We start from the raw sequence: 26,536 nt of genomic DNA, 5'->3' as shown, positions 1-26,536 counted from the left end.
GGAAAGGAGGCTATTCACGATTGATGAACTCATCCAAGTTCATGAGCACCCGCGCGACAGCGACGAGCGTGGCGGCTTCGATTTGACCGGACACGGGAACAAGGGTGCTGGTGCTGCCAAGGACCTCCAAGGTTTTTGCACCGCCCTTTTTCACACGAGCTTTCTGTTCGCTGTGAAATCCGGCAAGGCGCTGCATCTCCTCAGCGCGCGGAGAACGGTTGAGTGTCCATTCAAACAGGTGCCGCAGGCGGCTGGCCGTGTCATGAGATGACTCACGCATTGCGCGCAAGGCGAGCGCCTGCGCGGCTTCCACGAAGACGCTGTCATTCATCATGGCCAGAGCCTGGAGCGGTGTATTGCTGCGTTCACGCCGCACGCAGGCGTCTGCGGCGTCGGGTGAATCAAAGGTGGTGAGAGTGGGATACAGCACGCTGCGCAGAGTAATGATGTACAGGCTGCGGCGGTAAATTTCGTCACCAGGACTGGCCTGCCAATTTGAAGAGCGACCCACATCAAACACATCTTCTGGAAGTGGAGGCCGGAAGCTGGGGCCGCCGAGGGTGCGCTTTAACAAGCCGCTGACAGAGAGCGCGGAGTCGCGCAAGATTTCAGCATCCAGGCGGATGCGATTCTGACGGGCGAGGAGGCAGTTCAGCGGATCGAGTTCAACGATGTCTTCACGGTGCGCTGAGGACTGGCGATAGGTGGCGCTCATCACGATGAGCTTGATGAGTTGCTTGCGGCTCCAGCCGTTGCGCATGAACTCAGAGGCGAGCCAGTCAAGCAGATCGGGATGCGAGGGCGATTCGCCGGCGGTGCCGAAGTCATCCGGCGTTCGCACGAAACCAAAGCCGAAGAGCTTGCTCCAGATATGATTCACCGCGACGCGGCTGGTGAGCGGATGCTGCGGCGCGACAAGCCAGTGCGCGAGATCAAGTCGGCCGGGCTCCGGCTGAACGGGCTTTGCCATCGGCGGCAGCGCGGAAAGGCTGGCGGGAATGACATCAGGGCCGCGGCGGGTGTAGTCGCCCGCCAGATGAACATAGGTCTGGCGACGATCCTTGTCAGCCTCGGCCAAGGCTTGTGCCTTGGTCTTCGCATCGTCACGGTCCACGGTGTTGTCGAAGAAGGCGTAGAAGCTGTAGTAGTCGCGGATGGTGATGGGATCGTATTTGTGCGTGTGGCACTGCGCACAACCCACGGTGAGCCCCATCCAGACACGACCGGTGGTATTGACTCGATCCACGAGGTTTTGGTAACGCGCCTCCTCCTTGTCCACGCCTGCCTCGGTGTTCAGCGCGGCATTGCGATGAAAGCCGGTGGCGGTGATTTGATCCGGCGTGGGTTGCGGCAGCAGGTCGCCTGCGATTTGCTCAATGGTAAACTGATCAAACGGAAGGTCAGTATTGAAGGCACGGATGACCCAGTCGCGATACAGGTAGGCGTTGGGGCGAAAGCCATCGCCGAGGAAGCCGTTTGAATCCGCGTAACGCGCCATGTCCAGCCAGTGGCGTGCCCAGCGCTCGCCAAAATTGGGCGAGGCAAGAATGCGGTCCACGATCTGCTCGTATTTTTGCTCAGACCAATCGGAAAGAGCAGCGAAATCCGATGGGGATGGCGGCAGGCCGGTGAGATCGAGATAAACGCGGCGAATCAGAGCGGCAGGTGAGGCTGCGGGGGCGGGCTTGAGTCCATGCGTGCGGAGTCTGGCGGCAATGAAAGCATCAATGGGATTTTTACCGTCCGACTGCGGCACGGCGGGACGCTTGATCGGTTCAAAGGCCCAGTGATTCTGGTATTCAGCGCCTGCTGCAATCCAACGACGAATGAGGTCGCGCTCAATTTTGGTAAGCTGCTTCGGCGACGAAGGCGGCGGCATCACATCAGCGGGATCGGTGTGGGTGATTCGTTTCCACAGTTCACTGGCCTCGGGCTGGCCGGGCTTGATGGCCGCCTTTACAGCCTCGGCACGCACATCCAGACGCAGATCGGCCTCGCGCTTGTCTTCGTCCGGGCCATGGCAGGCGTAGCATTTCGCAGCGAGGATGGGGCGTATGTCGCGATTAAATTCCACACGCGGTTCTGCAGCGAGAGCGCTGCAGGAGACCATGATGACGAATGGAATAACGAGACGCATGGCTAACTTATCAGCAGTTCACGGAAAGGCAGAGTCTGCGTAATCTTGGTACCGCCGTCTTCTCCGAGGACCTTCACCGTGATCGTGGCAGCGGCCCAGTCAATGCGCAGATGGCCGACGTTGGGCAGGTGGTAGGTCTGGGGAATGCAGCGGTGCTGGTTCGGCGTGGGAGTGCCGCGCGGATGCTTCTGCGTCATTGAACTGGTGGTGAAATCGAACACGCCATTGTGCGAGAACTCGCACCAGTGGCGGTCGCCGCTCAAGATCACCGCAGTCTGACCCTGCAGGAGTTTCAGGAGGCGCTGCTGCTCGTGCGGCATGTTGGCCCAGCATTCACCGCCATGTGCCTGCGGGGAAAACTGGATGCTGGACACGATAAGGCGGAGTTCCGCCGGCTGCTGAAGCACCTGGGCGAGCCAGCTCCACTGCGCGGCGCCCAGCATGGTGGCGGCAGGGTCATCCGTGGGCACGTAAGCGCCGCCGAGCATGGCCTTGTCCTTCGGCACCTTTTTGAGCGGACTGCGAAAGTAGCGTGTGTCCAGCATGACGACCTGCACGCGCTTGCCGGCCGGACCGAAGGTCTGCGCCTGATAAACACCTTCCTGCTGACGGCGTGGTGATGCGGCGGGCTCGTCGAGCCAGTTCCAGAACTCCACCTGCGCCTCTTTTTTGTGCGGGTAGCTCCCGCCGCCGTCGTTTTCGCCAAAGTCGTGATCGTCCCAGGTGGCGAGGATGGGCTTGTTTTGCAGGCCTTTGAAAAAGCGGCTGTTTTTGAGCAGCGCGTACTTTTCCTGCATCATCGGGATGCCGCCTTTGTCCGCATAGATGTTGTCCCCCATGAAGATGAACAGATCGCGCGGCAGGGTGAGCGTGCGATCGAGCATGGGGTGATCGTGCGTGTCGAGGCAGGAGCCGAAAACGATGTCCTGCAATGGGGGATCGTCGGCGGCATGGGCAGCGACCCAGCCAATGGCGGGAAGAGTCGCGAGGAAATGACGGCGGCTGTTGAGCCTGGGCATGGACGGGGGCGATGGGTTCATGGCACAAGCTTCGCCGCCTCTATTTTCGCCTTTGCCAGCACATCAGCCAGCGCGACAGGTTTGCCACCCTGGCGCAGGCTTTCATCCGCCGCCTCCATGAAGGTGAATATTTCGATCGTCTCGGCTTCACTCACCGGCGGCTCTCCAGTGCGGAAGAACTTGCCGATCTGGCGGCAAAGCGCCTCATAACTGATGGTTTTGGCCCCCTGACGCACGCCTTTGCTTCCATAAACTATGGCACCGAATTCGGACTTTCCCCTCACAATTCCACGATAAGTGCCAATTCGCCCATCCTTCCACACGCCCGTGACTTGATCGGTGATGGGGCCTTTGCTGCGTGACACGGTTTGACATCCAGTCCCCATAAGCGTGAAGAGGGATTCGATGCCGTGGATGGCATAGAAAAACAAGTCCGGCGTGCCGCTCTGATATGAACACGGCCCCCAGGTGGTGACACCGAGGATGTCGCCAATTTCCTCGTTGCCTTTCAGGGCGATGAGGTCGGCCCCGAAGCGTGAGGATGAACTCGACCAGGTCTTGACGTGGTGCTTCTTGGCGAGCTCAAACAACGCGATGGTTTCTGGAAGAGTGCCAGCAATGGGTTTGTCGATGTACACGAGTTTGCCCGATTGAAAGACCTCACGCGCTTCTTTCAAATGGATGCGGCCATCCACGCTCTCAATCAGCACGACATCGACCTTTTCGAGCAGCTTGGAAATGGAGTCCACAATCTCCACACCCATTCCGCTTACCTGCTCGGTGAATTTGGCCACGCGGTCTTTGCTGGCAGGCATGTCGGTGCCACCGGGATAACCCGCCACCACCTTGATGCCTGCGAGATCACCATCGGCCTTCGGATTGTTGAAGAGCTTGGTGAACGCGGGCACGTGTGAGGTATCGAGACCGATAATGCCAGCACGGAGTGGCTTGAGCGTGTCCTGGGAGAGCGCGGAGCCTGCCAGACTGAGGAAGAGAGCCGCTGCGAGCGGAAGAACCTGTTTCATAATGGCTTACACTTACGCAATGAAGTACTGAGGTTGATCAGGTCATCAGCCCCTGAATGTCGATCAGGTGTAACTGGCGCCCTTGATCGGCATGCGGAGCGTCGATGCAAACCCACCGTTCGTCACGGCTCGAACGCGGGTGATTGTCCACCCGCCATTCGCCGGTGTATTCGCGGGGCAAGTGGAACTCACCGAGGTCGATGCGTTTGTTGGTAGCGATGTGATACAGGTGCGGGGTCTGGATGCGACGCACGCCTTTGGGATAGGTGTCGTTCAGAATCCACTCGTTGTGGCGCAGGTAGGTCAGGTGGCCGCCACTGTCGAGAACGCCATGACCGATCTCCTCAACGATGCCGCTGTCCTTGTCCTCAAAGAGGAAGTCGCCCCACTCCTTGTTGCCGAGCCAGTCCTTGGCCTGGGAGAGAATGTGCGTGGCATCGCGCCAGATGAAGTGAGAGGCGTAGCCATTGGGAATGACGATGCGCAGATCGCTTCCGTCCATGTTGGCCGTGATCAGGCGGGTCAGATGCCCGCCCTTCGGTTGCGTCCAGCGATGCAGCATGATGAAGCGTTTTCCATCAGGACCAACGAGAAGGTGGTAAGCGTGATGCTTTGAGTCGGGATGGTTTTCCATCACCACGCCGGTCTTGGCGAGCAGCTCGTGCGAGACAATGAGCTTCTCCGCACCGGTTTCGATATTTACATGGGTGACGCCGCTTCCTGCGGGTGCCATGTCATCAAAAAAACGGTCCTTGATGCCGGCATAGCCGTAGCCGGGCCGGCAGTCGGCCACGCGTGAGAAATCACAGCTCACAGCTTCCTTGCCATTCGGAGCGAGCGCGTAGATGGGGCTGGGAATCGTGTTCTTCTCGCCCGTCTTCACATCGAGGATGTGACTGACAAAGCGATCCTTCTCACGATCATTCCAGATCACCTTGGATTCGGTGCCGGGAATCCATTGCAGCATGCAGCCCTGCTGCCAGCACCAGGCACGGGACTTGCCGAGAGGGATCCATTTGTCTTTCTCCTGCAGATCGACCATGCCGACCTCGATCTCGTCGTCCGCAGTCGGAGAGCGATGTTCGAAGCTGGCTTTGTTGCTGAGCACAAAACGGTTGTCCGGCGAGAACTGGAGCTTGTCATAGTAGGCAAACCAATGGAACCCGGGGCCTTTGGTGATGACACGCGTTGGCGGAAACTTGGGCGCATCCTGCGCACGTGCAGCGAGCGATCCGAGAGCGAGCGTGGAGAGAAACTGACGGCGGTTGGGGAATGAGGTCATGGCTGTAAAAATTGACGATCTGTTATTTGGCGGCCTTTTCATCGAGCTCCGCCAGTTTGAAACGGACGCTCACGATGTAGGGAGCCTCGCCTTCCGTCCAGTGGCCGTAGGTGGTGGTGACGATGGTGCCGTCTGGCAGCACCTCGATGCCAGGGTAGGTGCAATCGGCACCTTTGGTATTGTCCATGATGCGCACGCGATACTGGCCCTCAGTGCCATTGACGATGTCTTCGTATTTGCCCACCCATCCGACCCAGTCGCCTTTGGTCGAACTGACATGCGTGGTATCACGAAAGCTGATGAACAGGCGACCATCGGGCGTGTATTTGGCGACGTGCCGATCTCCCGTGAGTGCCGCAGGCAGTTCCTTGGGCTCGCTCCAGGTCTGGCCTTCATCGTTCGAGAAGATGACGAACGAATTGTACTTCCGTGAATTTTCACGCAACAGCACGGCAATCTGTTTTCCATCCGGCGAGCGCAACGCGCCCGGCTCGCACAAGTTCGCATCTGGCAGCATGGCGATAGGGGTGGGCGCGCTCCAAGTGAGTCCACCGTCTTTGGAAAGCGTGGTGTAAACCCAGAAGCGCCAGGCTTTGGCCGGCGCGCCACGGATGAACCGACCGTCATCATGGAAGAACGCCATATAATGCCCCGGTGTTTTCAGATCGATCACCGTGCCCATAGTTACGATGCCACCGAAGTTGCCGATGGGTGCCAGTTCGCTCCATTTTGCCCCATCATCTTCGGTAATGGCCATGCGAATGGGGTAAAGGCCGCTGAACATGATGATGCGCTTCTTGCCGCTGGCATCCACCACACGGTGCAGAGTCGGCACCTCCACTGAGGTCTCCCATGATTTTGGCGTCGGCAGCCGCTCGCTCCACGTCAGTCCCGTGTCGTTGCTGCGCTTGTAAACAATGGGGCCGCGCCCGTGTCCTTTCGGGTAGACGATGAGCATGGTTTTGTTGTCTTCGAGCAGCAGCGTGGTCGGATGCCCGAGATACTGCCCTTTCTCCTGATCCACGATGACCTGTCGCTCTTTATCACCGCTGATATCGACGATGGGAATCGTGTAGCCGGGCGCGAGCATCGTTTTGAGATTTTTCGGCGGCACCAGAGTGACGTCCACTTTTTGCAGCCCCGTTTGGGCTAGAACGGAAGTGAGCAGCAGGGGGAAAAGGATGACTAGGGATCGACGATGCATGCAAAGCAAACGGACAACCTCGCGAAGGCTTTGCAAAGGAATCATCTTGGTGAAGCGGACTCACCATCCACCGCGATCAAGCGCCCAGCAGTTTCGTCATCGGGTGCCCCTCGTTCTGGTCGATGCGTTCGGGACGGCCTTTGTGGTTATAGACGAGCTTGGTATGATCCAGGCCCATTAGATACAGGATGGTCGAATGGATGTCATGCACATGCAGGCGGTCTTCAACGGCATAGAGGCCGAGGTCGTCCGTGGCACCGTAGGTCTGGCCACCCTTTACGCCGCCACCCGCCATCCACATGGTAAAGCCTGTGGGGTTGTGGTCACGGCCATCACCTTGCTCGCTCATGGGGGTGCGGCCAAATTCACCGCCCCAGATGACGAGTGTTTCGTCGAGCAAACCACGAGCCTTGAGATCGCCAAGAAGGCCGGCAATGGGTTTATCAACCGCATTGCAGAGCCGCGAATGATTCACCTCGATGCCTTTGTGGCTGTCCCACTTGCTGCCAGCACCGCTGTAGAGCTGGATGAAGCGCACGCCGTTTTCGACGAGGCGGCGGGCGAGCAGGCAGTTCCGGCCAAACACAGCGGTGGCCTCGTTGTCCATGCCATAAAGCTGTTTCGTGGCCTCGGTTTCTTTGCTCAGGTCCACCGCCTGCGGTGCCTCGGCCTGCATCTTGTAGGCGAGTTCATAACCGCGGATGCGGGCATCGAGTTCAGTATTGCTGGCACGAGTTGCGCCGTAGTCACGGTTCAAGGCACCGAGCAGGTCGAGTTTGTCGCGCTGCCGCTTGCGGTCCACGCCTTTGGGATTTTCGAGGTATTTGATCGGCACGCCGTCAGAGTTGAACTCCACACCCTGATACACGGCGGGCATGAAGCCGTTGCCCCAGTTGCGCACACCATTCACCACGGTAGCTTCGCTGTCTTTGATGACCACAAATCCAGGCAGATTCTGATTTTCGGAACCAAGTCCATATGAGGCCCAGGCACCGAGCGAAGGCCGTCCGCCAAAGACGGAACCGGTGTTCATGGAACACACACCGCCGGCATGATTGATGCCGCTCGAGGCGCAAGAATGAATCACCGCAAGGTCGTCCGCATGCTGCGCCACGTTTTGAAACCAGTCGGATATCCACAGGCCGCCCTGGCCGTACTGCTTCCAGGTGCGTTTGCATTCCAGCAGCGGCGACTTGGTTTCACCCATGGCGGTGATCGGCGGCTTGAAACTCGCAGGCAGAGACTGGCCGGCGAGCTTGTTCAGCAGCGGCTTGTAATCAAAGGTGTCCAGATGGCTGGGCCCGCCTTCCATGAACAGGAAGATCACGCTCTTGGCCTTTGCCGCACGCTGTGGCAGCGTGGTGGCGGCAGAAGCGCTTTGTTCACCCATCAAACCGGCCAGCGCCACGGCACCAAAGCCGCAGCCGGCGGTTTGCAGAAACTCGCGCCGTGTGTTGGGAAAATCGAATCGGTTGCAGCTCATGGTATTAGTGGAGATAAAAGAACTCGTTGGTATTCAAAAGGACCTGGCAGAGATCATTCATGGCCTGATGGAAGGGATCGTCCGCCTCAACTGTTTTCGCGTCTGAACCCGACCACGCCAGCTGCGAAGTTAGCGGATCTGCAGAACGCCAGATGACAAGACCGGCCGCCCATTTCTCAGCGTCTTCATTGAGAGCCTTGTCATCCAGCACACCACTGGCCACGCGCAGAGCCTCGATCCGGCCATCCCACTGGTGCGTGGGGGCGCGCTTGTGCAAACCACCAATCACGAGCTGCGAAGAGCCCATGCTGAGTTTCGAACGAATGTCCATGGGGACCACGGCAGTCTGAGCGGCGGCTCCCGCCGTGTCGAGATCACGCACGGTGAAGGTGACGGTATGACCGATGCATGAAACACGCGCAGCAATGTGATAACGGCGGCCAAGTTCAATGTGGATGTCCGAAGGCACAACCTGATAGCCAATGTTGGAGTTTTCATCCTCCCCAACCACCTGAATGATGACGTTGCGCGGCTTGTAGCGTGATTTTTCACCTGTCACCCCAAGGCTCCAGCCAAACGCCTCCAGGCTGTCCTTACCGCCAAACCAGCGCGAGGCGATGGTGCGCACCGAAGCATTCACATCAATGCTGTTGAGGCTCGCGATGGCCTCCACGGTGAATTCATCCCCTTCCTTTTCGCCGTTTTGGACGATGAGGCGCTCATGCGGGGAGTTCTCCTTGAAAGCGCCGCTGCTTTCATCCGCATCGTTCGAAGCCACCGGCGCAGTCGCGGTTCCAGCGCGTTTCTTCAAAAAGGATTCCGCCTTTTCGCGTTCCATTTTCGTCGGCAAGCGACCCAGCACGGCGAGCCAGACATCATCAATGTTTTCCACGCGTCCAGCCAGCTTGCGCGCACGGGCCAGCAGCCAGTCCCCATTGAGCAGTTGCAGCGCCTGCGTCGGCGTGGTGGTGCTCTGACGTTCAGCCGTGCTGGCAAAACCGGCGGGTGCATCAAGGGCGCGAAGCAACTCGTTCTGATTGTTGCGCTTCTTCATCGTGTAGATGGAGCGGCGAGTGCCGTTTCCATCTTCGGAGGGGCCACCGGCCTTCGCATCGAGTTCACCGCTCGCAGCCAGCAGCGCGTCGCGCACCTGCTCCGCATCAAGACGGCGGGGGTTGAAGTGCCATAGGTAATGGTTGGATGGATCGATCTGCGCGATGGCGGAGGTCGGCTCGCGTCGTGCCGTCTGGCGATACGTTGCGGAAAGCATGATCTCACGATGCAGCGGTTTCAGATGCCAGCCATTCGCAACGAACTTGGTGGTGAGGTAGTCGAGCAGTTCGGGATGCGTGGGTTTCTCTCCCAGCTTGCCAAAGTCGCTCGCCGTCGCGACGATGCCGCGGCCGAAATGATACTGCCAGACACGGTTCACGATGACGCGTGTGGAGAGCCGGTTGTCCGGGCGCGTGATCCAGTTTGCCAGGACAGTGCGGCGGCCTGTGGAATTGCCGATGGGTTTGATCTCGGGCTCCTTCGGTTCCAGCAAGGTGAGAAATCCGGGCGCGATTTCCTGTTCACCCTTGCGCGTCTTGAGCGCTACTGAGGGTGCTTTAGTCCCGGCATCCGTCGCCACAAAAGCATCCAGCAAAGGCTTCGGCTTGAGTTCGTCGAATTTCTTCAACTCCTCCGCCAATGCCTTGTATTCCGCCTTTTTTTCCTCCGTCTTGAGACTCTTCATCGGATCAAAGGTCTTGCGCTCGCGCTGCAATTGCCGCTCACACAATCCGGCGAGCTGTTTTTCCAAGGCCTCGCGCTGCGCATCTGGCTTCCTCACCATTTCCTGCAAATCTTCGGTGAAACGTGTCAGTGCGCGCTCCACCTTGGGTTCGACCAGAGGCTTCGTCAGCGCGTCCATCTTGGCGCGAATGTCAGCAGTGGCGGTCTCCCACTTGGCCTGCTGCTCATCATAAGCTTTCTTTTCAGCAGGAGTCGCCAGCTTCATGTCATCGCGCCATTGCACCGGGGCGAGGAAGGCACGCAGACGGTAGTAGTCCTTCTGCAAGATGGGATCAAACTTGTGATTGTGGCAGTGCGCACAGCCCATGCTCAGGCCGAGGAAGAGCTCGCCGGTGGTGTCCGTCATGTCGGTGAGAATAATGTCCCACTGACCCTTCACATCGCGCTGGTTCCATTCGTACACCGGATTGCGCAGGAAGCAGGTGGCGATCAGCACATTCGGATCATTCGGAGCGATCTCATCACCCGCTAGCTGCTCGCGCACGAACTGGTCGTAGGGTTTGTCGTCGTTGAAGGATTTGATGACATAGTCGCGGTAGGGCCACACGGATGGACGATACTCATCTGCATTGTAGCCGTCGCTCTCGGCATAGCGCACAAGATCGAGCCAGTGCTGCGCCCAGCGCTCTCCGTATTGGGGGCTGGCCAGCAGCTCATCGACCAGCTTCTCATAAGCACGCGGGTCCTTGTCATTTACAAATGCATCGATCTGCTCACGAGTCGGAGGCAGGCCATGCAGATCAAAATACACACGCCGGACCAGCTCGTTGCGATCCGCGGCCGCCGCCGGGTCGAGTTTCATCTCCATCTGTTTCGCCAGGACGAAGCGATCAATGTCGTTGCGCACCCACGAACTCTTCACTTGGGGCGGTGAAACTTTTGCCACCGGCTTGAAGAACCAGTAATTGCGCTGCTCCTCGGTGAAACCGCCTTCTGTCACGACGACTTTCTCAGCCGCATCCTGAGGCCATGGAGCGCCCAGCTTGATCCATTTCTCCAGAATGGCGATCTCAGCGTCGGGCATCTTGCCGCCATTGTTTTTTGGCGGCATCTGAAATTCCTCGTCTTTATAATGGATCGCCTCGACCAAGGCCGACTTCTCCGGATGGCCAGGAATCAAGGCGGGGCCGGTGTCGCCACCCGTCTTCAAATAGCCGATGTTGTCCACACGCAGGCCGCCCTTCTGCTTGGTCTTGCTGTGGCATTCGAAACAGCGTTTCACCAAGATCGGGCGCACTTCGTTTTCGAAGAATTTCATGGCCGAACGTGCGGCATCGTCGTCGGCAGCAAACGACACTCCCGCAGTGTGGCAGGTGAAAAGGAAAAGGAGGGCTGGAAGGCGGGACCGTGTCATGTCGATAGTAAAAGGCCTGAGAAATACGTCTTTGGACACGAAAATTGGCAAAATCACGCCTGTTTGAGTGCCCAGAGGGAAAAGCGTGCTTCCCTTGGGCTCCACATGCCCTCTAAACCCTGCAAGCCTCTGGCCTCTCTCCTCCTACTGGCTGCGGCGGCAATGACTGTTTTATTGCCCACAGCCGAGCCATCCACGATAGATCGTTTCAACTACATCCTCGGCACCCAGGCCATCGGTGGAAAGTACCAGTTCACCGGCCAGGATCCTCTGGTGGAGTCCGCCGAGGTCATCCGAGCCATGGGGGCGAGCTGCATGAAGTTCGACCTGCGGCCCAAACCAAAGCATTACCCGGGCGCCCATTCACTCGTCGAACTGGCACGCGACGAATCTAGCCACCGCAAGGTGCTGAACATGCCCTTTGCCCATTTCCAGCTCTGGGCGGAGCCTTTTGCGAACACTTCATGGAAGCAGGGCTTCTCCAAAGCCCACGCGGAACTGGAATATCAGGAGATGTACGCCCTCGTCGTGCATCTGCTGAAAACCTACAGCGGCACCGGCAAGACCTTCTACCTCGGCCACTGGGAAGGCGACAATCTCCTGCGCGGCAGCATCAGCAAATCCGCCGACGCCCAAATGACCCCTGAGAAAGTGCAGGGCATGATCGACTGGCTGACCACCCGGCAACGCGCCGTGGACGACGCCAAACGCAACACGCCCCATCAAAACGTGCAGGTCTGGCACTACACCGAACTCAATCACCCGACGATCTCCCTGCGCGAAAACCGTCCCTCACTGGTCAATCAAGTGCTGCCCCACGTGCCGGTGGACTTCGTTTCTTACTCGGCCTACGACGTCACGAACGTCCCCAAGCCGGAAGAAATCAAAGCCGTGCTCAGCTACATCGAGTCCAAGCTCAAGCCGAAGAGTGCCATTCAGGGCAAGCGTGTCTTCATCGGCGAATACGGTTACTCAGTCTTTCACAACGGCAAGCCGCACCACTCACCGGCGGAGCAGAACCGGCTTTCTCTCATCACCATCCAGACGGCGTTGGAATGGGGTTGTCCCTTCATCCTCTACTGGGAGCTCTACAACAATGAGCTTGAAGCGGACGGCCAGCAGCGCGGATTTTGGATGATCGATGACAAGGGCGTCAAACAGCCGATCTTCGAAACTCACCGGCTCTACTATCAGTGGGCGCGGCAGTTCGTTGCTGAATCCATCTCACGCACCGGCAAACCTACAGCCGATGACGAATTCCGCGCAGCCGCAGCTGAGTATTTCAAATCGCTGCGCTAGAAACTCACGGCACAGCCTTCACCAAGGCTGCTGCGATGGCCGCCATGCCTTTGTCTCCAGGATGATTCGCCACGCCCGCGTGTTTGTAGGGCCGCTCTGAACGAGCGTAGTTCGCTTCATCTTTGCTCAGGCTGCCGATGTTGACGTAAATGCCACCCACGGCGGTGCAGGCTTGCTGGAGGGCTTCATCCTTGGCGGCATTGGCCCAGAAGCAACTGCGCACGAGGATAGTGGGCTTGCGGTCACCCTTGAGAGCACGCAGCAAGGTGGTCACGCTGGCCTGCAACTTCGTCTTGTCTTCGGCTGTCTTCAGACCTGGCACGTTCTCGCCGATGGCCAGGATGATCAGGTCCGCTTTGAACTCGATGGCCTCCTTCAGTTTGGTAGCGATGTCGTAGCCTGAGTAAGCGCGCTCAAAGTCGGCGATGTTCTTAACCATCACCTCGGGTGCAGCGCCTGCTTTTTCCGTCAGCGCCTTGGTGACGAGGTGCACGTAGTCGTTTGCCTCCGCAGTTGCCGCCATGCCCCAGTTTCCCGACCAGTCAATATCAGCCTTGGGACCATGCTTGGTGATGCTGTTGCCGAGGAAGAGCACCTTGGTCTGCGCCGAGGCGTGAACTGTGGCGCCGATGAAGATTATGAGGAGAAGGAGACGATGACAGGTCATAGGGTTGGTTGGATGGAAAAATGTGGCTACTGCGCAGGCTGTTGCATCACCCAGTCCCAGCGATCGCCCGCCTGCTTGAGCTGCGGTTCGAGATCTTGCTCGCTGAGGAGCCGCTGGCTGATGAGTTTTTGTAGGACGTCTTTCACCTGCGACAGATAGACCTCGCGGGATGCATATCGTTCCGCCAGCGCTGGACGCGGATCATGAGCCGCTTCGCGTTGTTCACGTGTGGCAGCAAAAGGAACCCAGGCACCGCGCAGCAGCACAGGCTCCAGCGGTGAGCCCATCGACGCCGGACGAAACACCCAGCCAGTCGCCGTGCCCAATGGAACCGCCACGTCCGGCATGCGGATGCCTGCGATGTCATTGCCGTCCGCATCCACCTGCGGCACCAGCAGCGGCAGTTCCTGGCCTTCACCGGCACCATCCGCCCACTGCGGATTGCGCACGCGACCGCCAGCTTTCAGCAGCCTCGGATCCCCCATGCCTGGGATGGTGGGAAAACGCACCTCTGCGACCGGGATGAGCGTGCCATCCGCATGCTTCGGATACACACTGGGCGGTGGATCAACGCCCTCCGTCACCCAGCGATGCATCGCCAGGCGCAGGGCCGTGACCACGGCGCTGGCATTGACGGGATTCGCCAGCGGCGCGCCCTTGACCTGCGCGGTCGGAGGGAAACCCGATGCGCCATGCTGCGTGCCCGCGAAGAAGTAGGAGCGCACATTTTCCGGAAATGAAATGTCCTTGGCCCCGTCCGGAGTCGTGTGCGTCAGCGCCGCCACACGACCCGCCCCCCAATATTCAGCGGCGGTGTTCATATAGAAAATTTTGGGCGGATGCCTGACTCGTGAGTTGTCCAGAATCCCTTCCGCATGACCGCTCGCGGGATCAGCCTGCGCCGTGTCGGCAAACGGATACGAGGCCGTGTAAAAGCCCGCCAAAGCGCGTGGGGTTGACCAGCGCTGGTTCAGCACCAGACGTCCTGCGCCCGCCACATGGGACATCACACCATCCAGCGTCTGCCGGTCCTGCTCGTCGGTATTGAAGCCGAGATAAACAAAGTCGCGCAAAAACCGCCCGCACTGCGAGGAGCCAAACGCATACGCATGTTTAACCGGTGCCAGTGAGCTTTCATCATGCTTCAGCCATGCCACGGCATCGCGGATGGCCGCATAGCCGAGCCCGGCCAGCGGCGGTGCTTCAGCCAGATAGAAAATTTCATACGTTTTCCCCGGCTCAAACCCACCCTCCAGATGGAGGCAGTCGCCCTTCAGGCTCCATGCTTTTCGCGGAATCTCGGCACCCCCGGGATAGGCCATGCGTGACCGCACGATCAACCGGCTCTCAGGGCCTTCCGCGTTCACAGGCGGGTAATTCGTCAAATCTGTGATCGTTTGTTCATCCGCAGGTTTGTCCGGCGTGAAGGTGGCGCTCACCACGCCACGAATCGCACTGCCATCCTTGTTCTGCGCCGATGGCACCTTGATGCTCATTTTCCCGGGCTGCGCAGGCACATCAAACTCCCAGCCGACATTCAGCACGGTGAAGCCCTGCTTCACGATCCAATCGCTCAATCCCGCTTTGCCGCCACGATTCGGGATCTCCACCCAGGCAGCACCATTGCTGCTCGCAGCAGATTTCGGCTTCAAGAGGCGCATGTCCGCAGAAAAACTGACCTTGCCAGCCGCATTCACCGGAGCCAGCGACACATCGGCGATGATGGCATTGCCGGGCAATGCTGGATCAATTTCGAAATGCAGTCGTCCGACGATCTGCTCATAGCCGGTCGTCCCCATGTCCGAACGCTCCAACACCTCCACGCGCACCACGGCGGCATGTGTGGAGCAGGCAGCCAGAAGGAAAAGAAAAAGACCTGGGAGCAAAGGCATCGATTTGATACCACACGGATTTCTATTTTTTGGCAGCATCATCATCTCACGATCGTGGGGGGGTATTCACAAAAAGTCACGCGAGACCCACATGCTTCAGCGCCTCAATGGGAGGCCCTTCGAAGGTACCTGAAGGCAGGTTCCCCACATAGCCAATGGCCTTCATGCCTTCGGGCGTGGTGTAGTAGCCGCCGGCGGTCAGATCACGGAAGCGTTTGAAGAACACCGCAGCTTTCTTGTGGACGACCTGCGGTTTCGCAGCGGCAAGATCCCTGCAGATTGCCGTTTGTTGTTCGAGCGCGAGATCGGAGAAGGCTTTGCCAAAGCGGGTGTTCGCTTCCTGATCGATCCATTGCAGGCCTTCGAGTACGAGACGCCGATCGCCTGCCTGAGCAGGATATGGCGAACTAATCCATTCATCAATGAAGTCCGGCACCCCGACAGCCGAGGCGCTGGGTGAGGTTTCATCCGCAGGCATGATGACATCGCAAAGGGCGCGAGTCGTTCGGCGCTGGGGCTCCGTCAGCGTGAGCGGCCAGACATCACCGGGCTTGTAAATTTTCACCATGACGGGATCAGTCCCGTAGCCTTGGGCTTTAATGGGGCTGATGTCAGCCGCGAAGAGATTCGGGTCGCGCACAGCCATGGTCGCCGTGGCGGTGAGCATCCATTGCAGCGCCTTGCGGCGGTCCATGCGTGGGAGGTCGTCGGGAGTGCTCATCAGATATTGCCTTTCTTCATTTCATCCATCAGATGGTCGGCCATGCGCCATGCCAGCGCCATGATCGTGAGCGTGGGGTTCTTGTCCGCAGTACTGGCAAAAGGGGCGCCATCGGCCATGAAAAGATTCTTCACGTCCCAGGTCTGGCTCCATTGATTCGTCACCGAGGACTCGCGGTCAGCGCCCATAATCGCACCGCCAACCTCATGAATCACCTCGCCACCGCGCCGGATCAGCTTGGCCGGATCTGAATCGGCCTTCGCCGCCACCTTGCCGCCCATGGCTTCAAGCAAGTCACGGATGCGCTGTTGCTGATGCTTCACCTGGTTGAGTTCAAAGTCCGTCCACTTCCAGTGAAAACGCAGCACCGGAATACCCCACTGATCCTTCAACTCGGGATCGAGTTCGCAGAAGGAGCCCTCGTTCGGCAGCATGGTTCCCTGTGCGCCAAAGCCCAGATGGCAGCCGTAATAGCGCCGCGCCTCTTCTTTGAGCTTCGCGCCAAACAGCACGCCCTCGTGTCCCAGCTTGCTCTCAATGCCATTCAATGTTGTCAGCGATGGCATCTGCCGGCCGCTGGTAAACTCCAGATGATAACCACCGGGAAAACCCAGCTCGCCTTTGGCATTCTGCGCGTGCATCGTCCACGGCACATAGGCATGCGGTCCGCCCGTCCCGTCTTCATTATGGATCGGCATGCCCTCAAAGGCGGGAATGTGCGCGCTGAGACTGCTGGACACCGAATCCGTAACGTATTTGCCCACCTTACCGCTGGAGTTTGCCAGTCCCTGCGGGAAAGCAGCAGACTTGGAGTTCAGCAGCAGGCGCACCGACTCCTGGGAACTGGCCGCCAGCACCACGGCGCGGCCTTTGGCGTGGCCTTCGCTGCCGTCTTTCTTGTTGATGAAGGTGATGCCCGTGGCCCGGCCCTGTTTGTCCAGCGTGACTTCGCGCGCCATCGCATTCGGCAGGATGTCGAGATTTCCCGTGGCCAGCGCGGGGCGCAAATGCACAGTCTGTGAGTCGTAGTTTGCACGAATGGCGCAGCCGCGATGACAGTCTGTGGCCCAAAAGCATGGCGACCGCGTGCGCATGGAGTCCGCCAAGATACTCTGCGCCTTCGCATTGCCCGGATGCAGTTTGGCCGGAAGCGTGTCGGCATCCTGCGGCTTCGTCAGCACCGCACGATGAATCGAGGCCACATGCGCGCCGACCTTTTTCCCGTGCTTCTGCGCATAGAGCTCGCCCACGCGCAGCTTGGGCGCTGGCTGCAGCACGCCCGGCGATGAATTCGGCGAGTTTTCCAAGCCTTCATTCGTGCCAAAGACACCGATCAGCATCTCCACCTTGTCGTAGTAAGGCGCGATGTCGTCATAGCCAATCGGCCAGTCGAAGCCGAGGCCAAAGCGTGCACGCGGCTTGAAGTCGTAGGGCCCGTTGCGCAGCGTGATGCGCCCCCAGTGATTCGTCCGCCCGCCCATCATGCGCTGCCGCCACCAGCGGAACTGATCTGCCGGCTCCTTGCTCGCATTCGTGTAAGGCTCCCCTGGAATGTCCCAGCCGCTGTTGATCGAACAGTCGTGGAATCCGTACTGCTTGTCCGGCGTCTTCTCACCACGCAACGGGGCCTGGCTTGGCAATTGCAGCATCGCCACCTCGGACTGCACATCAAACGCACGCCCAGCCTCCAGAATGAGTACCTTCAGTCCCTCCATCGTCAGCGTGTAAGCCGTCTGCCCACCACCCGCCCCCGAACCAACAATGACCACGTCATAGGAATCCTGGAGTTTGTCGGCGGTGATGATGGGCATGAGATGTAAATGAAACTGAAAAGCGAAAACGTGGGTTTTTCAAACCTCTTCCAGCATCATTTTCGCATCGCCGAAGATCTTCGGGTGCTGGCCCATCTTGTCCATCATCGACATGAATAGACGGCACATCTGGCGCTCGGGCTTGTCTTTGTAATCGAGTGCACGGCCACCTTTGAGCCGTCCGCCAGCGCCGCCGAGTACAATCACGGGAAGCTGGTCGTTGTCGTGTTTTGCACCGGCCATCATGCTTGAGCAGTGCATGATCATGGTGTTGTCCAGCAGGGTGCGCGAGCCTTCCTTGATGGCGTCCATCTTGTGCGCAAGGTAGGCGAGTTGCTCCATAAAAAACTGATTCACTTTCAGCCAGTCCTCTCCGTCGCTATGCGAAAGCAGATGGTGGATCATGTAGTCGATGCCATGACCTGCCTGCTGCACGCTCGGCAGATTCGGAAACCGCAGAGCGCTGTGGTCGTTGTTGAGCTTCAGCGTGGTGATGCGCGTGGTATCGGTCTGAAAGCCGAGCACAAGAAGGTCCATCATGAGCCGCATATGCTCGCCGATGTCCTGCGGTATGCCGTCGGCAGGACGTTTGATGTTCGGTTTGTCGAGTGTAGGCCGCCAGCCCTGCAGTTCGCCACGTTTCCCGGCGTTCTCGATGCGCTTCTCCACATCACGCACGGAATCCAGATATTCGTCGAGCTTACGCTGGTCATTGCGGCTGATATCACGCCGCAAATCCTGCGCGTCGGCCAGCACCGCATCCAGCACACTCTTGTCTGCAGGTGAAGCTTCATCCTTGAACAGGCGGTCAAAAGCCAGCGCTGGATAAAGCTCCAGCGGCGTCGGCGTCGTCGGTGAACTCCATGAAATGTGCGAACTGTAGAGCATCGAATAGTTTTTGTGCACCGAGGGGTTCGATTTCTCACACGCGAGCACGAGGCTAGGCACCTTGGTGCTGCGGCCATAAGTCTGCGCCAGCACCTGATCAAAACTCGTGCCCGAACGAATCTCCCCACCTGAGGCGATCGGCGCGCCCGAAAGCATGTTCCCGGTCTGCGACGAATGGATGTTCCCCTTCCGCGCTTCTTCATGATACAGGCCGCGCAAAAACAACATCTTCTCACGGAATTCATGCAACGGCTGCAGCACCTTGCCGAGTTCCATCCCCTTCCCTTCGCCTTTGGCCCACCACTCTTTCGAATGGAAGCCGTTTCCGGAAAAGGTCACGCACAGGCGCACCGGTGCTTCACTGGCCGGCTTGTCTCGTTTCGGTTCATCGCCCCAGACATTGAAGGACTCCAGCCACGGCAGGGCCATGGAGACGCCGGTTCCGCGCAGGAAGGCGCGACGTGAAAAATGGTGTGTGTTCATAAAAGGGAGGGATCAGTGTTGGGCGATGGTGTCTTTCCCGCGCACTTCGCGAAACTGCGGGCTGCGCACGACGAGATCAATCAGGGTGCCGATGCGGTGATCACTCCGGACCATCGAGTCGATGAGGGGTCTGTCAGAAAGCTGCACACTGCGACCCAAGGCATAACCGAGAAGCTTGCGGCAGAACTGGCGGAGGAAATCATCGCCACGTTTATTGGTCAGGTAATCACGCAAGTCATTAAGTCCATCGACGGCGGTGCCATCCGGCAGCACCGTTTTCGTGTCGGCTTTGCGAGCGCGGCCGATGGCATCGAAACCTTCGAGCGCGAAGCCGAAGGGATCGATGCGGCGATGGCAGCCTGCGCAGTTTTCATCCCGGCTGTGGCGCTCGATGAGCTGCCGTTCGCTGAGATTTGCAGGAGTTTCTTCGGGCAGAATAGGCACGCCTTTTGGCGGAATGGGCAGTTTGTCACCCAGGATGACCTCACTGAGCCAGGTGCCACGCAGAATGGCGCTGGTGCGTGATGCGCCTGATTGCTTCGCCAGCGTCGCCGCAAAGCCAAGGATGCCGCCTCTTCCCTTGGATTGAATGCCCTCCAAACGCCGCCAGCCATCGACTTGCACATCGAGTGCGTAATGCTTCGCGAGGCTGGCATTCACGAATGTGTGATCGGCATTGAGCAATGACAGCACGCTGCGATCAGCTTGAAACAGGTCGATGAAGAAACGTACCACCTCCTCCTGCATGTCGCCGCGCAAGGAGACGAAGGTCGGAAAATGGCGCTCGCTCTTTTCATCCAGCGTCTCGACATCGCGCACATGCAGCCACTGGCAGCCGAACTCCGTGGCGAGACGGCGGATCTTATCGTCCTTCAGCATGCGTCGCGCTTGGGCCGCAAGCACCGCGGGGTCATGCAGTTTTCCAGCAGCCGCGAGCTGGTGAAGCCCCGCATCCGGAGTCGATGACCAAAGGAAATAACTCAGGCGTGTGGCGAGTTCCCCATCATTCACAGGCGCGGATTTCGTTCCGGGCATGGCTTTCTCACCGCGATACAAAAACGCGGGGGCCACAAGCACACGAGCGATCAGCATGCGCACCGCAGCAGTATGTGGCAGTTCCTGCTTGCGCAGTTTTTGATACAAGGAACGCAGCTCAATCTGCTCCGCATCACTGAGCGGGCGGCGCCATGCCCGTGTGGCGAAGTCAATTGCAGCCTGTACATGCCGGGGTTCGGCGGCAAGCTGCTGCTGCTTGAACAGTTCGGCGTCTCGGTAAATCGGCTCACGCAACGGTTCAAAGGCTTTGGGATCGGCGTCCTGAGTGGCAAATTGCCAGAGCTGCTCGAAGACATCGATCTGCTTCAATGGAGCTTCACTGATAAAACGCAGTTCCTCCCACAAGCGGTCGATTTCAGCGATCTGATTCTTGTTAAGCATCAATTGCTTCAAGTGCTCATCTTCTCGATAGAACAAAGTGAGCGTCACCACTTCATCCGCAGGAACGATCTTCGTGTAGCAAAGAGCGGCGGGAAACAGCGCACGAAACTCAGCGATCTGAGCAGTGAGTTGCTTCCGCATCTCGCTGTTGTCCCCCACTAGGATAGGCGCATCAAAGCTCAACGGTTTTTCGCCATCCGACCAAGTGCCTTTTTTGCCGGGCTTGTTGATGATCACCTTGCTGGCAACAAGTGCCGCAGGCCCAGTGGGTTTGGCGGTCAGCACCCGCACTTGCACAGCACCTTGGGAATCAGGATGCAGTCGGGCGGCAATGATAAACTCGGCATCCTTGCCGAGGTCGGCAGGGATGACAGCTTCCTCTCCGGAAATCGAAACAGGCCGGTCCTGCTGCCCCGGCGTGACGATTCGCGCATTTTCCCAGACGGCGCTGGCCTTGCCGATGGCGAACGAGGTCAAATAAAGTTTCGTCACACCACTGGCAGGCAATTTGACCCGCAACACCTCGCTGGCGGTCAACGGCAGCACCGGCACCTGCCAGGATTTCGGTCCATTGAGCTTGCCGATGTGCCCGATGCTGCTGAAGCGCCACAGCGCCTTCTGCCATTGTGTGATGGTTTCAGTCATCCGTGCCGCTGATGCTCCTGCACGCCACTGCTGACGCACGAGGTCGAGGATGACATTGGACTCCTTTCCTCCCAGCGCCGCACGAAGTTTGCCGAGGTATTTGGGATTCAGCTTCGCGGCCAATTGATCATCCCGAGTCGCTGCAAGGTATTGCTCCAGAGCCAGAACGCCGCTGTCGCCGGTATCCAGATTGATCCCCTGAGCCTGCACTTTCGAGCCATTGCCGGAGACGGAAAACTGCGCATAGAAGGTGCGAATTTTCGCCAGCGCCTCGTCCGTCCAGTCGCGCTGCGAGGTGCGCGATGAAAAGCTCAACCCTTGCGGCGTCAAAACCGCGTGACTGGCGACATCCTTGGCCGCGTCGAGATACTTGCTCAGCAAAGCAGGCGACATGACGAGCGCCGCCCCCGCATTGGTAAATCCTTCGCCTGCTGCACCGTCCACGGGAAACTCCTTCGCGGGATCAAGCGACTCCACTCCGGTCAAATCTCTGAGTGTATAAGTGTACTCCATGTTCGAGAGCCGCCGCAGCACCACCGGGCCTGGATCGCCGGCACTCGCGAGCGCCACTTCCTCCAGCCGGTCCTGCACCCATTTTGTCAGCTGCTTTTTCTGTTCGGGAGCCAGCTGCGGCTCTTTCTTCGGCGGCATCTCGCCCATATGAAGCTGGTCCAGCACGCCTTCCCATATCATCGGCTCCCGCTTGATATCCGCGACTGAAGCAAACCGCTCCAGATCAAGATCCCCCTTTTGTTTCTCGGTGGAGTGGCACGAATTGCACCGCTCTTTCAGCATGGGCAGGATCGAAGTTTGGAAATCGTCCGCGCCAAACGCCACTCCGTGCAGAGCCAGGCATGTCGCGAAGGCCCTAATTGAATTGAAATGCTTCATGCCAAAATCTCCTTCACGACATTGCCATACACATCCGTGAGCCGGAAATCGCGACCAAGATGCCGCCACGTCAGCTGCTCATGATCGAGGCCGAGCTGGTTCAAAATCGTGGCATGCAGATCATGCAGATGAACTTTTCCTGAAACCGGACGAAAGCCAAAGTCATCCGTCTCGCCAAAAGTGAAACCGGTCCTGATGCCGCCACCGGCCATCCAGGTGCAGAAGCTTTCCGGCTGATGTTCACGACCGTGCTTCTCAATGGGCGAGGTACCGCTGAGGTCCTGACTCCAGGGCGTGCGGCCAAACTCACCGCTCCAGATGACGAGCGTGTCTTCCAGCAAACCGCGCGATTTGAGATCTTTGATCAGCGCAGCGCATGGCTGGTCGCTGGCAGCACAGCTTTTCGGCAGTGCATTGCGAATGTCCCCATGATGATCCCAGCCCCCCATCGTGACCTGCACAAAGCGCACCCCCGCTTCGCTCATTTTGCGCGCCAGCAGGCAGGCACGGGCATTCTTGTCAGTCTCCTTGCCACCGATGCCGTAGAGCTGCTTGGTCGCCTCGGACTCGTTCGAGAGGTCCACGAGTTCGGGCGCCGTCATCTGCATGCGAAAGGCGGTCTCCATGCTTTCAATCATGCCTTCCATGCGCGCATCGGTTCCCGTCTGGTCGAGGAGGCGTTTGTTCATGCGTTGCGTGAAGTCGATGCGTGCACGCTGAGCCTTCGCATCGCCAGAGACATCCGCGAGATAATCGATGGGAGACTGCTTGTCGCTGGAGGGAATGATGACCTTGGTTCCTTGGTGCGCGGCAGGTAAAAAGGACGAGCCGTAGAGCCGCGTGTCGCTGTCGGGATGGATGCTGATGAAACTCGGCAGATTTTGATTCTCCGCGCCCAGGCCGTAGCTGATCCATGAGCCCATGGAGGGGCGCACATCCGCCGTGACTCCCGTATGGAACTGCAACGCGGCAGGCTGATGCTGGTTGTTGTCCGCATGCACCGCACGCAGCAGGCAGATCTCATCCGCGATGCTGGCCGTGTGCGGCAGCAGATCGGAGATCATCATGCCGGATTGCCCGCGCGGCCTGACTTCGCCATGCGTGGCAAGGGCGAGAAACTTGTCCGTGCCCACCCGAAGTTCATTGGTGTTGACCGGCGCCGTGATCTTCTGCCCGTGCATGCGCTTGATGTAGTCCTTCGGATCAAACAGATCCGGCTGGGACGGTCCGCCAGACATGAAGAGAAAGATCACACGCTTTGCCTTGGCCGGAAAGCGAGGTGCCTTCCCGGCCAGCGGACTCTGCGCGGCCTGAACCAAGTCGTGCAAAGCGAGCGCTCCGAAGCCGGTGGCTGTGCGCTGGAGCCAGGAGCGGCGGGAGATGGTGGCGGAGTTCATAGGCGGAGCAAAAATTCGTTGGAAGACAGCAGAGCATGGCTCAGTTCGGTCCATGCTTTATCGGCGGGCATGGTTTCGAGAAACTTCACCGCATCCTCACGTTCAGCGCTGGTGATCGGGCGGCTAAGAATGCGGAGCCAGAGGGCTTCAAGGCGCGCACCGGAGTTGGCCTCTGAGTCGGTGAGTCGTTTGGCCACTTCGTTGGCACGAGCGCGAACGATGTCGCTGTTGAGAAGGAAGAGCGCCTGCGTGGGCACGGCGGTCTCAGCGCGTTTGCCGGCGATCTGCGCGGGCTGGGTAAAGTCGAACACATCGCGCAGTTTCGCTGAGCCGGGTTGCGTGGCTGTGCGGATGACTGGCAGATAAATCGTGCGCTCAAAGTCCTGCACAGGGCGCATCTTCTTGAAGGCAAAGGCGGGTGGATTCACCGCCTTCGGACTGAGACTGTTGACGTTTTCAGGGAACTCCAGCGGCAGGGCGGGACCGCCGCTCGAAGGCGTGAGCTTGCCGCTGATGGCGAGCATGGAGTCCCGAATCGCCTCGGCATCCAGACGCTGGCGGTTCATGCGCCACAGCAGGCGGTTGTCTGGGTCTTTCACCTCTGCGATGGCGTTGTGTGCACTGCTCATGCAGTAGGCACGGCTGAGGACGAGCTCCCGGATGAGCTGCTTCTGCGACCAGCCGCTTTTCATGAAGCGGGCAGCGAGGTGATCCAGCAGCTCCGGATGCGAGGGCGTCTCGCCGCGTGTGCCAAAGTAATCAACACTGCGCACCAGACCTTCACCAAAGAGCTTCTGCCAGATGCGGTTCACGGTGACCCGTGCGGTGAGAGGATTGCGTGCATCGGCGATCCAATCAGCAAGCTGCACTCTGCCGCTTTGCCCCTCAGGAATAGGCGGGAAATCGGCCCACGATGCGACGCGAAGCGCGCCACGCTTCACTGAATCTCCGAGCGCGTAGGGATTGCCACGAATGGTGACACGCATGTCGGCGGTTTTTTCACGATCATGCACGGCGAAGGCTTTCGGCGCAAAGGGAGCAAAAAACTTCGCGTGCTCGATCTGGCCACTGATCACCTTGATGCGTGTGGCGAGCTCATCACGCTTCTTTTCGAGGCCTGTCTTCGTCTCTTTCGTGGCAGTGGCAATCTGCGGTTCGAGCGCGGCCTTTTCTTTGTTAGCATTGTCACGCTCATTTTCCCACTGGCGGATTTTTTCCTCGTTCGCGGCGAGCAACAGTTCGCGCCCGGCCTTTTGCTCCGCCGTCTCTGGCAGTTCGGTTTTGTGGACACTGCTCCAGACGCCGTTGTCAGTCTTGTACGTGGCATCAGTGCTGCGGAACATGCCGGCAATGGCGTAGTAGTCGGTCTGCGCGATGGGATCAAACTTGTGATCGTGGCACCGCACGCACCCCAGTGTCAGGCCGAGAAACGCAGTACCGATTTTGCTGACCTGCTGATCAACGAGATCATGCTCCATCTTGAGCTTGTCCACGGCGACGATTTCGACATCACCCAAAACGAGGAAGCCCGTGGCGGTGATGTTGGCCGCCCGTTCCTGAGGTGATGCGGCAGGCAGCAGGTCTCCGGCGATTTGTTCCCGAATGAAGCGGTCGAAGGGCTTGTCGGAGTTGAAAGCGTTGATGACGTAATCGCGATAGCGCCACGCATGTTCGGCAAAGACGCTGTTCGAGGTGCCGATCTGGTCCGCGTAACCGACGAGATCGAGCCAGTGACGTGCCCAGCGTTCGCCGAACGCGCCGGTTTGCAGGAGGCGATCCACGGCCGCGGCACGGGATGTAGGAGAGCCATCGAATCGGGCCAGGTCTTCAGGCGTCGGTGGCAAGCCGGTGAGATCCAGCGAGACTCGGCGCAGCCAGGTGTAAGCGTCCGCATCTGGCGCTAGGGAGAGGCCGTTGGCCTCGAGTTTGGCCAGAATGAAGCGATCCACCGGATCCAGCGGCCAGTCCGTCTGCTTCACAGCGGGAGCTTGCTCATCACGCACAGGCCGGAAGGCCCAGAATTTCTTCCCTTCCCCGATGTCAATCACTCGCGCGGCTTTGGCAGCGGTCTGTTTTACACGTGAATCCGGCGCCCCCATGGCCACCCACTGCTCAAAAATCTCGATCTCGCTCGCGGTCAGCTTGCCCTTCGGCGGCATTTCCATTTCGGGAACCGCGTAGCGCACGGCAGTGATAACATGACTTTTGGCCAGGTCTCCCGGAACGATGGCAGGGCCGCTGTCTCCGCCGGTCTGCCAGCCGGATTTCAGGTCGAGCGCCAGCCCGCCTTTGATCTTTTTCTCATGCGAATGACATTCATAGCAGCGACTTTGTAGCAGTGGCAGCACCTTCGATTCGAAAAACGCCATGCCATCCGCACCCCACGTCGATGAAGACGCGAGCATGACGATGCCAAGACTCTGGAAAACACGGTTCATGAGGAAAGAGGCAGCCATTCACGCCAGCCGAGGATGTGCTCGCGCATCACCCGCTCGCAGGTGGCCGGATTCTGCGAACGAAAACTCTCAATGATGGACTGATGCGCATCCACGGTCTCTTTGAGAGTTTCCTTGGTCTGAAGCTGATGGCTGCGGTGCAAACGCCCCAGCCACAGTTCCAGTTCGCCGCGCAGCGAGCGCCACAGCTTCAGCAAACGGGCATTGCCAGAGGCTTCGAGAATGATTTGATGAAACTCCAAGTCCAGCAATGTCACCTCCTGGACGGATCGCGCGCGCCGGGTGGCGGCCAGATTTTTTTCAAGCTTTGAAAAGTCCGCTTTGAGGGCCGGAGCCGCCAGACGGGAGGCCAGGGGTTCCAGCGCAAGCCGCAGCACGTACAGCTCCTCGAAATCCTGCGGCGTCAGCGCTTTCACAAACGCACGCCCCGTGGGGCTGAATTCGACGAGGCCCTCGCGCTCGAGTGCAAACAGGGCCTCGCGCACTGGTACACGGCTGACTCCCAACCGTTTGGCCACGGCAGATTCAGCCAGCAGCGCTCCGGGTGCGGAGGTGCCGTTCAGAATTTCCGCCCGCAGCAGCGAGGCGGCAGAATCGGAGCGGAAGGCAGGATTTGGAGCGAGGTTCATTCGGTATACCGTTTCAATA

At 58.9% G+C, this 26,536-nt stretch carries 17 protein-coding genes; 1 reads left to right on the top strand and 16 read right to left on the bottom strand.

Features of this window, described 5'->3' with window-relative positions; translation table 11 throughout:
• Positions 1-10: 10 nt before the first annotated feature.
• The 7 genes from AC3RLQ_RS26565 to AC3RLQ_RS26535 all read right to left on the bottom strand — a co-directional run bounded on the left by AC3RLQ_RS26565 (position 11) and on the right by AC3RLQ_RS26535 (position 11,301).
• Positions 11-2,137, bottom strand: a complete 2,127-nt coding sequence (locus AC3RLQ_RS26565; protein WP_493031696.1) for a PSD1 and planctomycete cytochrome C domain-containing protein — start codon at positions 2,135-2,137, stop codon at positions 11-13.
• Between the two features lie 2 nt (positions 2,138-2,139).
• A complete protein-coding gene (locus tag AC3RLQ_RS26560) occupies positions 2,140-3,156 on the bottom strand; it encodes an alkaline phosphatase D family protein (protein WP_493031695.1) in 1,017 nt (338 codons plus the stop codon).
• Positions 3,157-3,173: 17 nt separating this feature from the next.
• The gene (locus AC3RLQ_RS26555; RefSeq protein ID WP_493031694.1) at positions 3,174-4,181 is read right to left on the bottom strand and encodes a Gfo/Idh/MocA family protein; all 1,008 of its coding nucleotides are present in this window, start codon (positions 4,179-4,181) and stop codon (positions 3,174-3,176) included.
• Between the two features lie 37 nt (positions 4,182-4,218).
• The gene (locus AC3RLQ_RS26550) at positions 4,219-5,463 is read right to left on the bottom strand and encodes a hypothetical protein (protein WP_493031693.1); all 1,245 of its coding nucleotides are present in this window, start codon (positions 5,461-5,463) and stop codon (positions 4,219-4,221) included.
• 22 nt (positions 5,464-5,485) lie between these two features.
• Positions 5,486-6,667 (bottom strand): sialidase family protein, encoded by a 1,182-nt coding sequence (locus AC3RLQ_RS26545; RefSeq protein WP_493031692.1) that lies wholly within the window; start codon positions 6,665-6,667, stop codon positions 5,486-5,488.
• 76 nt (positions 6,668-6,743) lie between these two features.
• Positions 6,744-8,150 (bottom strand): DUF1501 domain-containing protein, encoded by a 1,407-nt coding sequence (locus AC3RLQ_RS26540; RefSeq protein WP_493031691.1) that lies wholly within the window; start codon positions 8,148-8,150, stop codon positions 6,744-6,746.
• A 4-nt stretch (positions 8,151-8,154) separates the two neighbouring features.
• Positions 8,155-11,301 carry a PSD1 and planctomycete cytochrome C domain-containing protein gene (locus tag AC3RLQ_RS26535; RefSeq protein ID WP_493031690.1) on the bottom strand — a complete coding sequence of 1,049 codons (3,147 nt, stop codon included), beginning with the start codon at positions 11,299-11,301 and terminating at the stop codon, positions 8,155-8,157.
• 105 nt (positions 11,302-11,406) lie between these two features.
• Here AC3RLQ_RS26535 and AC3RLQ_RS26530 point away from each other — a divergent pair, with 105 nt between their 5' ends.
• Positions 11,407-12,600 carry a hypothetical protein gene (locus tag AC3RLQ_RS26530; RefSeq protein ID WP_493031689.1) on the top strand — a complete coding sequence of 398 codons (1,194 nt, stop codon included), beginning with the start codon at positions 11,407-11,409 and terminating at the stop codon, positions 12,598-12,600.
• A gap of 4 nt (positions 12,601-12,604) precedes the next feature.
• On the opposite strand, the gene AC3RLQ_RS26525 is transcribed toward AC3RLQ_RS26530, so the two are convergent.
• From AC3RLQ_RS26525 to AC3RLQ_RS26485, 9 genes are all read right to left on the bottom strand, one after another.
• The gene (locus AC3RLQ_RS26525; RefSeq protein WP_493031688.1) at positions 12,605-13,267 is read right to left on the bottom strand and encodes an SGNH/GDSL hydrolase family protein; all 663 of its coding nucleotides are present in this window, start codon (positions 13,265-13,267) and stop codon (positions 12,605-12,607) included.
• Positions 13,268-13,293: 26 nt separating this feature from the next.
• A complete protein-coding gene (locus AC3RLQ_RS26520) occupies positions 13,294-15,159 on the bottom strand; it encodes an alpha/beta hydrolase domain-containing protein (RefSeq protein ID WP_493031687.1) in 1,866 nt (621 codons plus the stop codon).
• Positions 15,160-15,235: 76 nt separating this feature from the next.
• Complete coding sequence (locus AC3RLQ_RS26515; RefSeq protein ID WP_493031686.1) at positions 15,236-15,880, bottom strand: gluconate 2-dehydrogenase subunit 3 family protein; 645 nt, start codon at positions 15,878-15,880, stop codon at positions 15,236-15,238.
• Entirely contained in the window at positions 15,880-17,691 is a 1,812-nt protein-coding gene (locus AC3RLQ_RS26510; RefSeq protein ID WP_493031685.1) for a GMC oxidoreductase, read from the bottom strand. Before AC3RLQ_RS26510 ends, AC3RLQ_RS26515 begins: the two co-directional genes overlap by 1 nt.
• A 39-nt stretch (positions 17,692-17,730) precedes the next feature.
• On the bottom strand, positions 17,731-19,062 hold the full coding sequence (locus tag AC3RLQ_RS26505) for a DUF1552 domain-containing protein (RefSeq protein WP_493031684.1): 1,332 nt from the start codon (positions 19,060-19,062) through the stop codon (positions 17,731-17,733).
• A gap of 12 nt (positions 19,063-19,074) precedes the next feature.
• Positions 19,075-22,035 (bottom strand): DUF1592 domain-containing protein, encoded by a 2,961-nt coding sequence (locus AC3RLQ_RS26500; RefSeq protein ID WP_493031683.1) that lies wholly within the window; start codon positions 22,033-22,035, stop codon positions 19,075-19,077.
• Positions 22,032-23,432: a DUF1501 domain-containing protein gene (locus tag AC3RLQ_RS26495; protein WP_493031682.1), complete on the bottom strand. Its 1,401-nt coding sequence runs from the start codon at positions 23,430-23,432 to the stop codon at positions 22,032-22,034. The genes AC3RLQ_RS26500 and AC3RLQ_RS26495 overlap by 4 nt, the downstream gene beginning before the upstream one ends.
• Complete coding sequence (locus AC3RLQ_RS26490; protein WP_493031681.1) at positions 23,429-25,870, bottom strand: PSD1 and planctomycete cytochrome C domain-containing protein; 2,442 nt, start codon at positions 25,868-25,870, stop codon at positions 23,429-23,431. The genes AC3RLQ_RS26495 and AC3RLQ_RS26490 overlap by 4 nt, the downstream gene beginning before the upstream one ends.
• Positions 25,867-26,517, bottom strand: a complete 651-nt coding sequence (locus AC3RLQ_RS26485) for a GntR family transcriptional regulator (RefSeq protein ID WP_493031680.1) — start codon at positions 26,515-26,517, stop codon at positions 25,867-25,869. The genes AC3RLQ_RS26490 and AC3RLQ_RS26485 overlap by 4 nt, the downstream gene beginning before the upstream one ends.
• Between the last annotated feature and the right edge of the window lie 19 nt (positions 26,518-26,536).

This window comes from Prosthecobacter sp. GW821-HT29F12, from assembly GCF_058803405.1.
This window is presented reverse-complemented; position numbering and strand designations above follow the sequence as displayed.

Coding starts and splice junctions, on each gene's coding strand:
- AC3RLQ_RS26565 (WP_493031696.1), bottom strand. CDS start 2,137: ATGCGTCTCGTTATTCCATTCGTCATCATGGTCTCCTGCAGCGCTCTC.
- AC3RLQ_RS26560 (WP_493031695.1), bottom strand. CDS start 3,156: ATGCCCAGGCTCAACAGCCGCCGTCATTTCCTCGCGACTCTTCCCGCC.
- AC3RLQ_RS26555 (WP_493031694.1), bottom strand. CDS start 4,181: ATGAAACAGGTTCTTCCGCTCGCAGCGGCTCTCTTCCTCAGTCTGGCA.
- AC3RLQ_RS26550 (WP_493031693.1), bottom strand. CDS start 5,463: ATGACCTCATTCCCCAACCGCCGTCAGTTTCTCTCCACGCTCGCTCTC.
- AC3RLQ_RS26545 (WP_493031692.1), bottom strand. CDS start 6,667: ATGCATCGTCGATCCCTAGTCATCCTTTTCCCCCTGCTGCTCACTTCC.
- AC3RLQ_RS26540 (WP_493031691.1), bottom strand. CDS start 8,150: ATGAGCTGCAACCGATTCGATTTTCCCAACACACGGCGCGAGTTTCTG.
- AC3RLQ_RS26535 (WP_493031690.1), bottom strand. CDS start 11,301: ATGACACGGTCCCGCCTTCCAGCCCTCCTTTTCCTTTTCACCTGCCAC.
- AC3RLQ_RS26530 (WP_493031689.1), top strand. CDS start 11,407: ATGCCCTCTAAACCCTGCAAGCCTCTGGCCTCTCTCCTCCTACTGGCT.
- AC3RLQ_RS26525 (WP_493031688.1), bottom strand. CDS start 13,267: ATGACCTGTCATCGTCTCCTTCTCCTCATAATCTTCATCGGCGCCACA.
- AC3RLQ_RS26520 (WP_493031687.1), bottom strand. CDS start 15,159: ATGCCTTTGCTCCCAGGTCTTTTTCTTTTCCTTCTGGCTGCCTGCTCC.
- AC3RLQ_RS26515 (WP_493031686.1), bottom strand. CDS start 15,880: ATGAGCACTCCCGACGACCTCCCACGCATGGACCGCCGCAAGGCGCTG.
- AC3RLQ_RS26510 (WP_493031685.1), bottom strand. CDS start 17,691: ATGCCCATCATCACCGCCGACAAACTCCAGGATTCCTATGACGTGGTC.
- AC3RLQ_RS26505 (WP_493031684.1), bottom strand. CDS start 19,062: ATGAACACACACCATTTTTCACGTCGCGCCTTCCTGCGCGGAACCGGC.
- AC3RLQ_RS26500 (WP_493031683.1), bottom strand. CDS start 22,035: ATGAAGCATTTCAATTCAATTAGGGCCTTCGCGACATGCCTGGCTCTG.
- AC3RLQ_RS26495 (WP_493031682.1), bottom strand. CDS start 23,432: ATGAACTCCGCCACCATCTCCCGCCGCTCCTGGCTCCAGCGCACAGCC.
- AC3RLQ_RS26490 (WP_493031681.1), bottom strand. CDS start 25,870: ATGAACCGTGTTTTCCAGAGTCTTGGCATCGTCATGCTCGCGTCTTCA.
- AC3RLQ_RS26485 (WP_493031680.1), bottom strand. CDS start 26,517: ATGAACCTCGCTCCAAATCCTGCCTTCCGCTCCGATTCTGCCGCCTCG.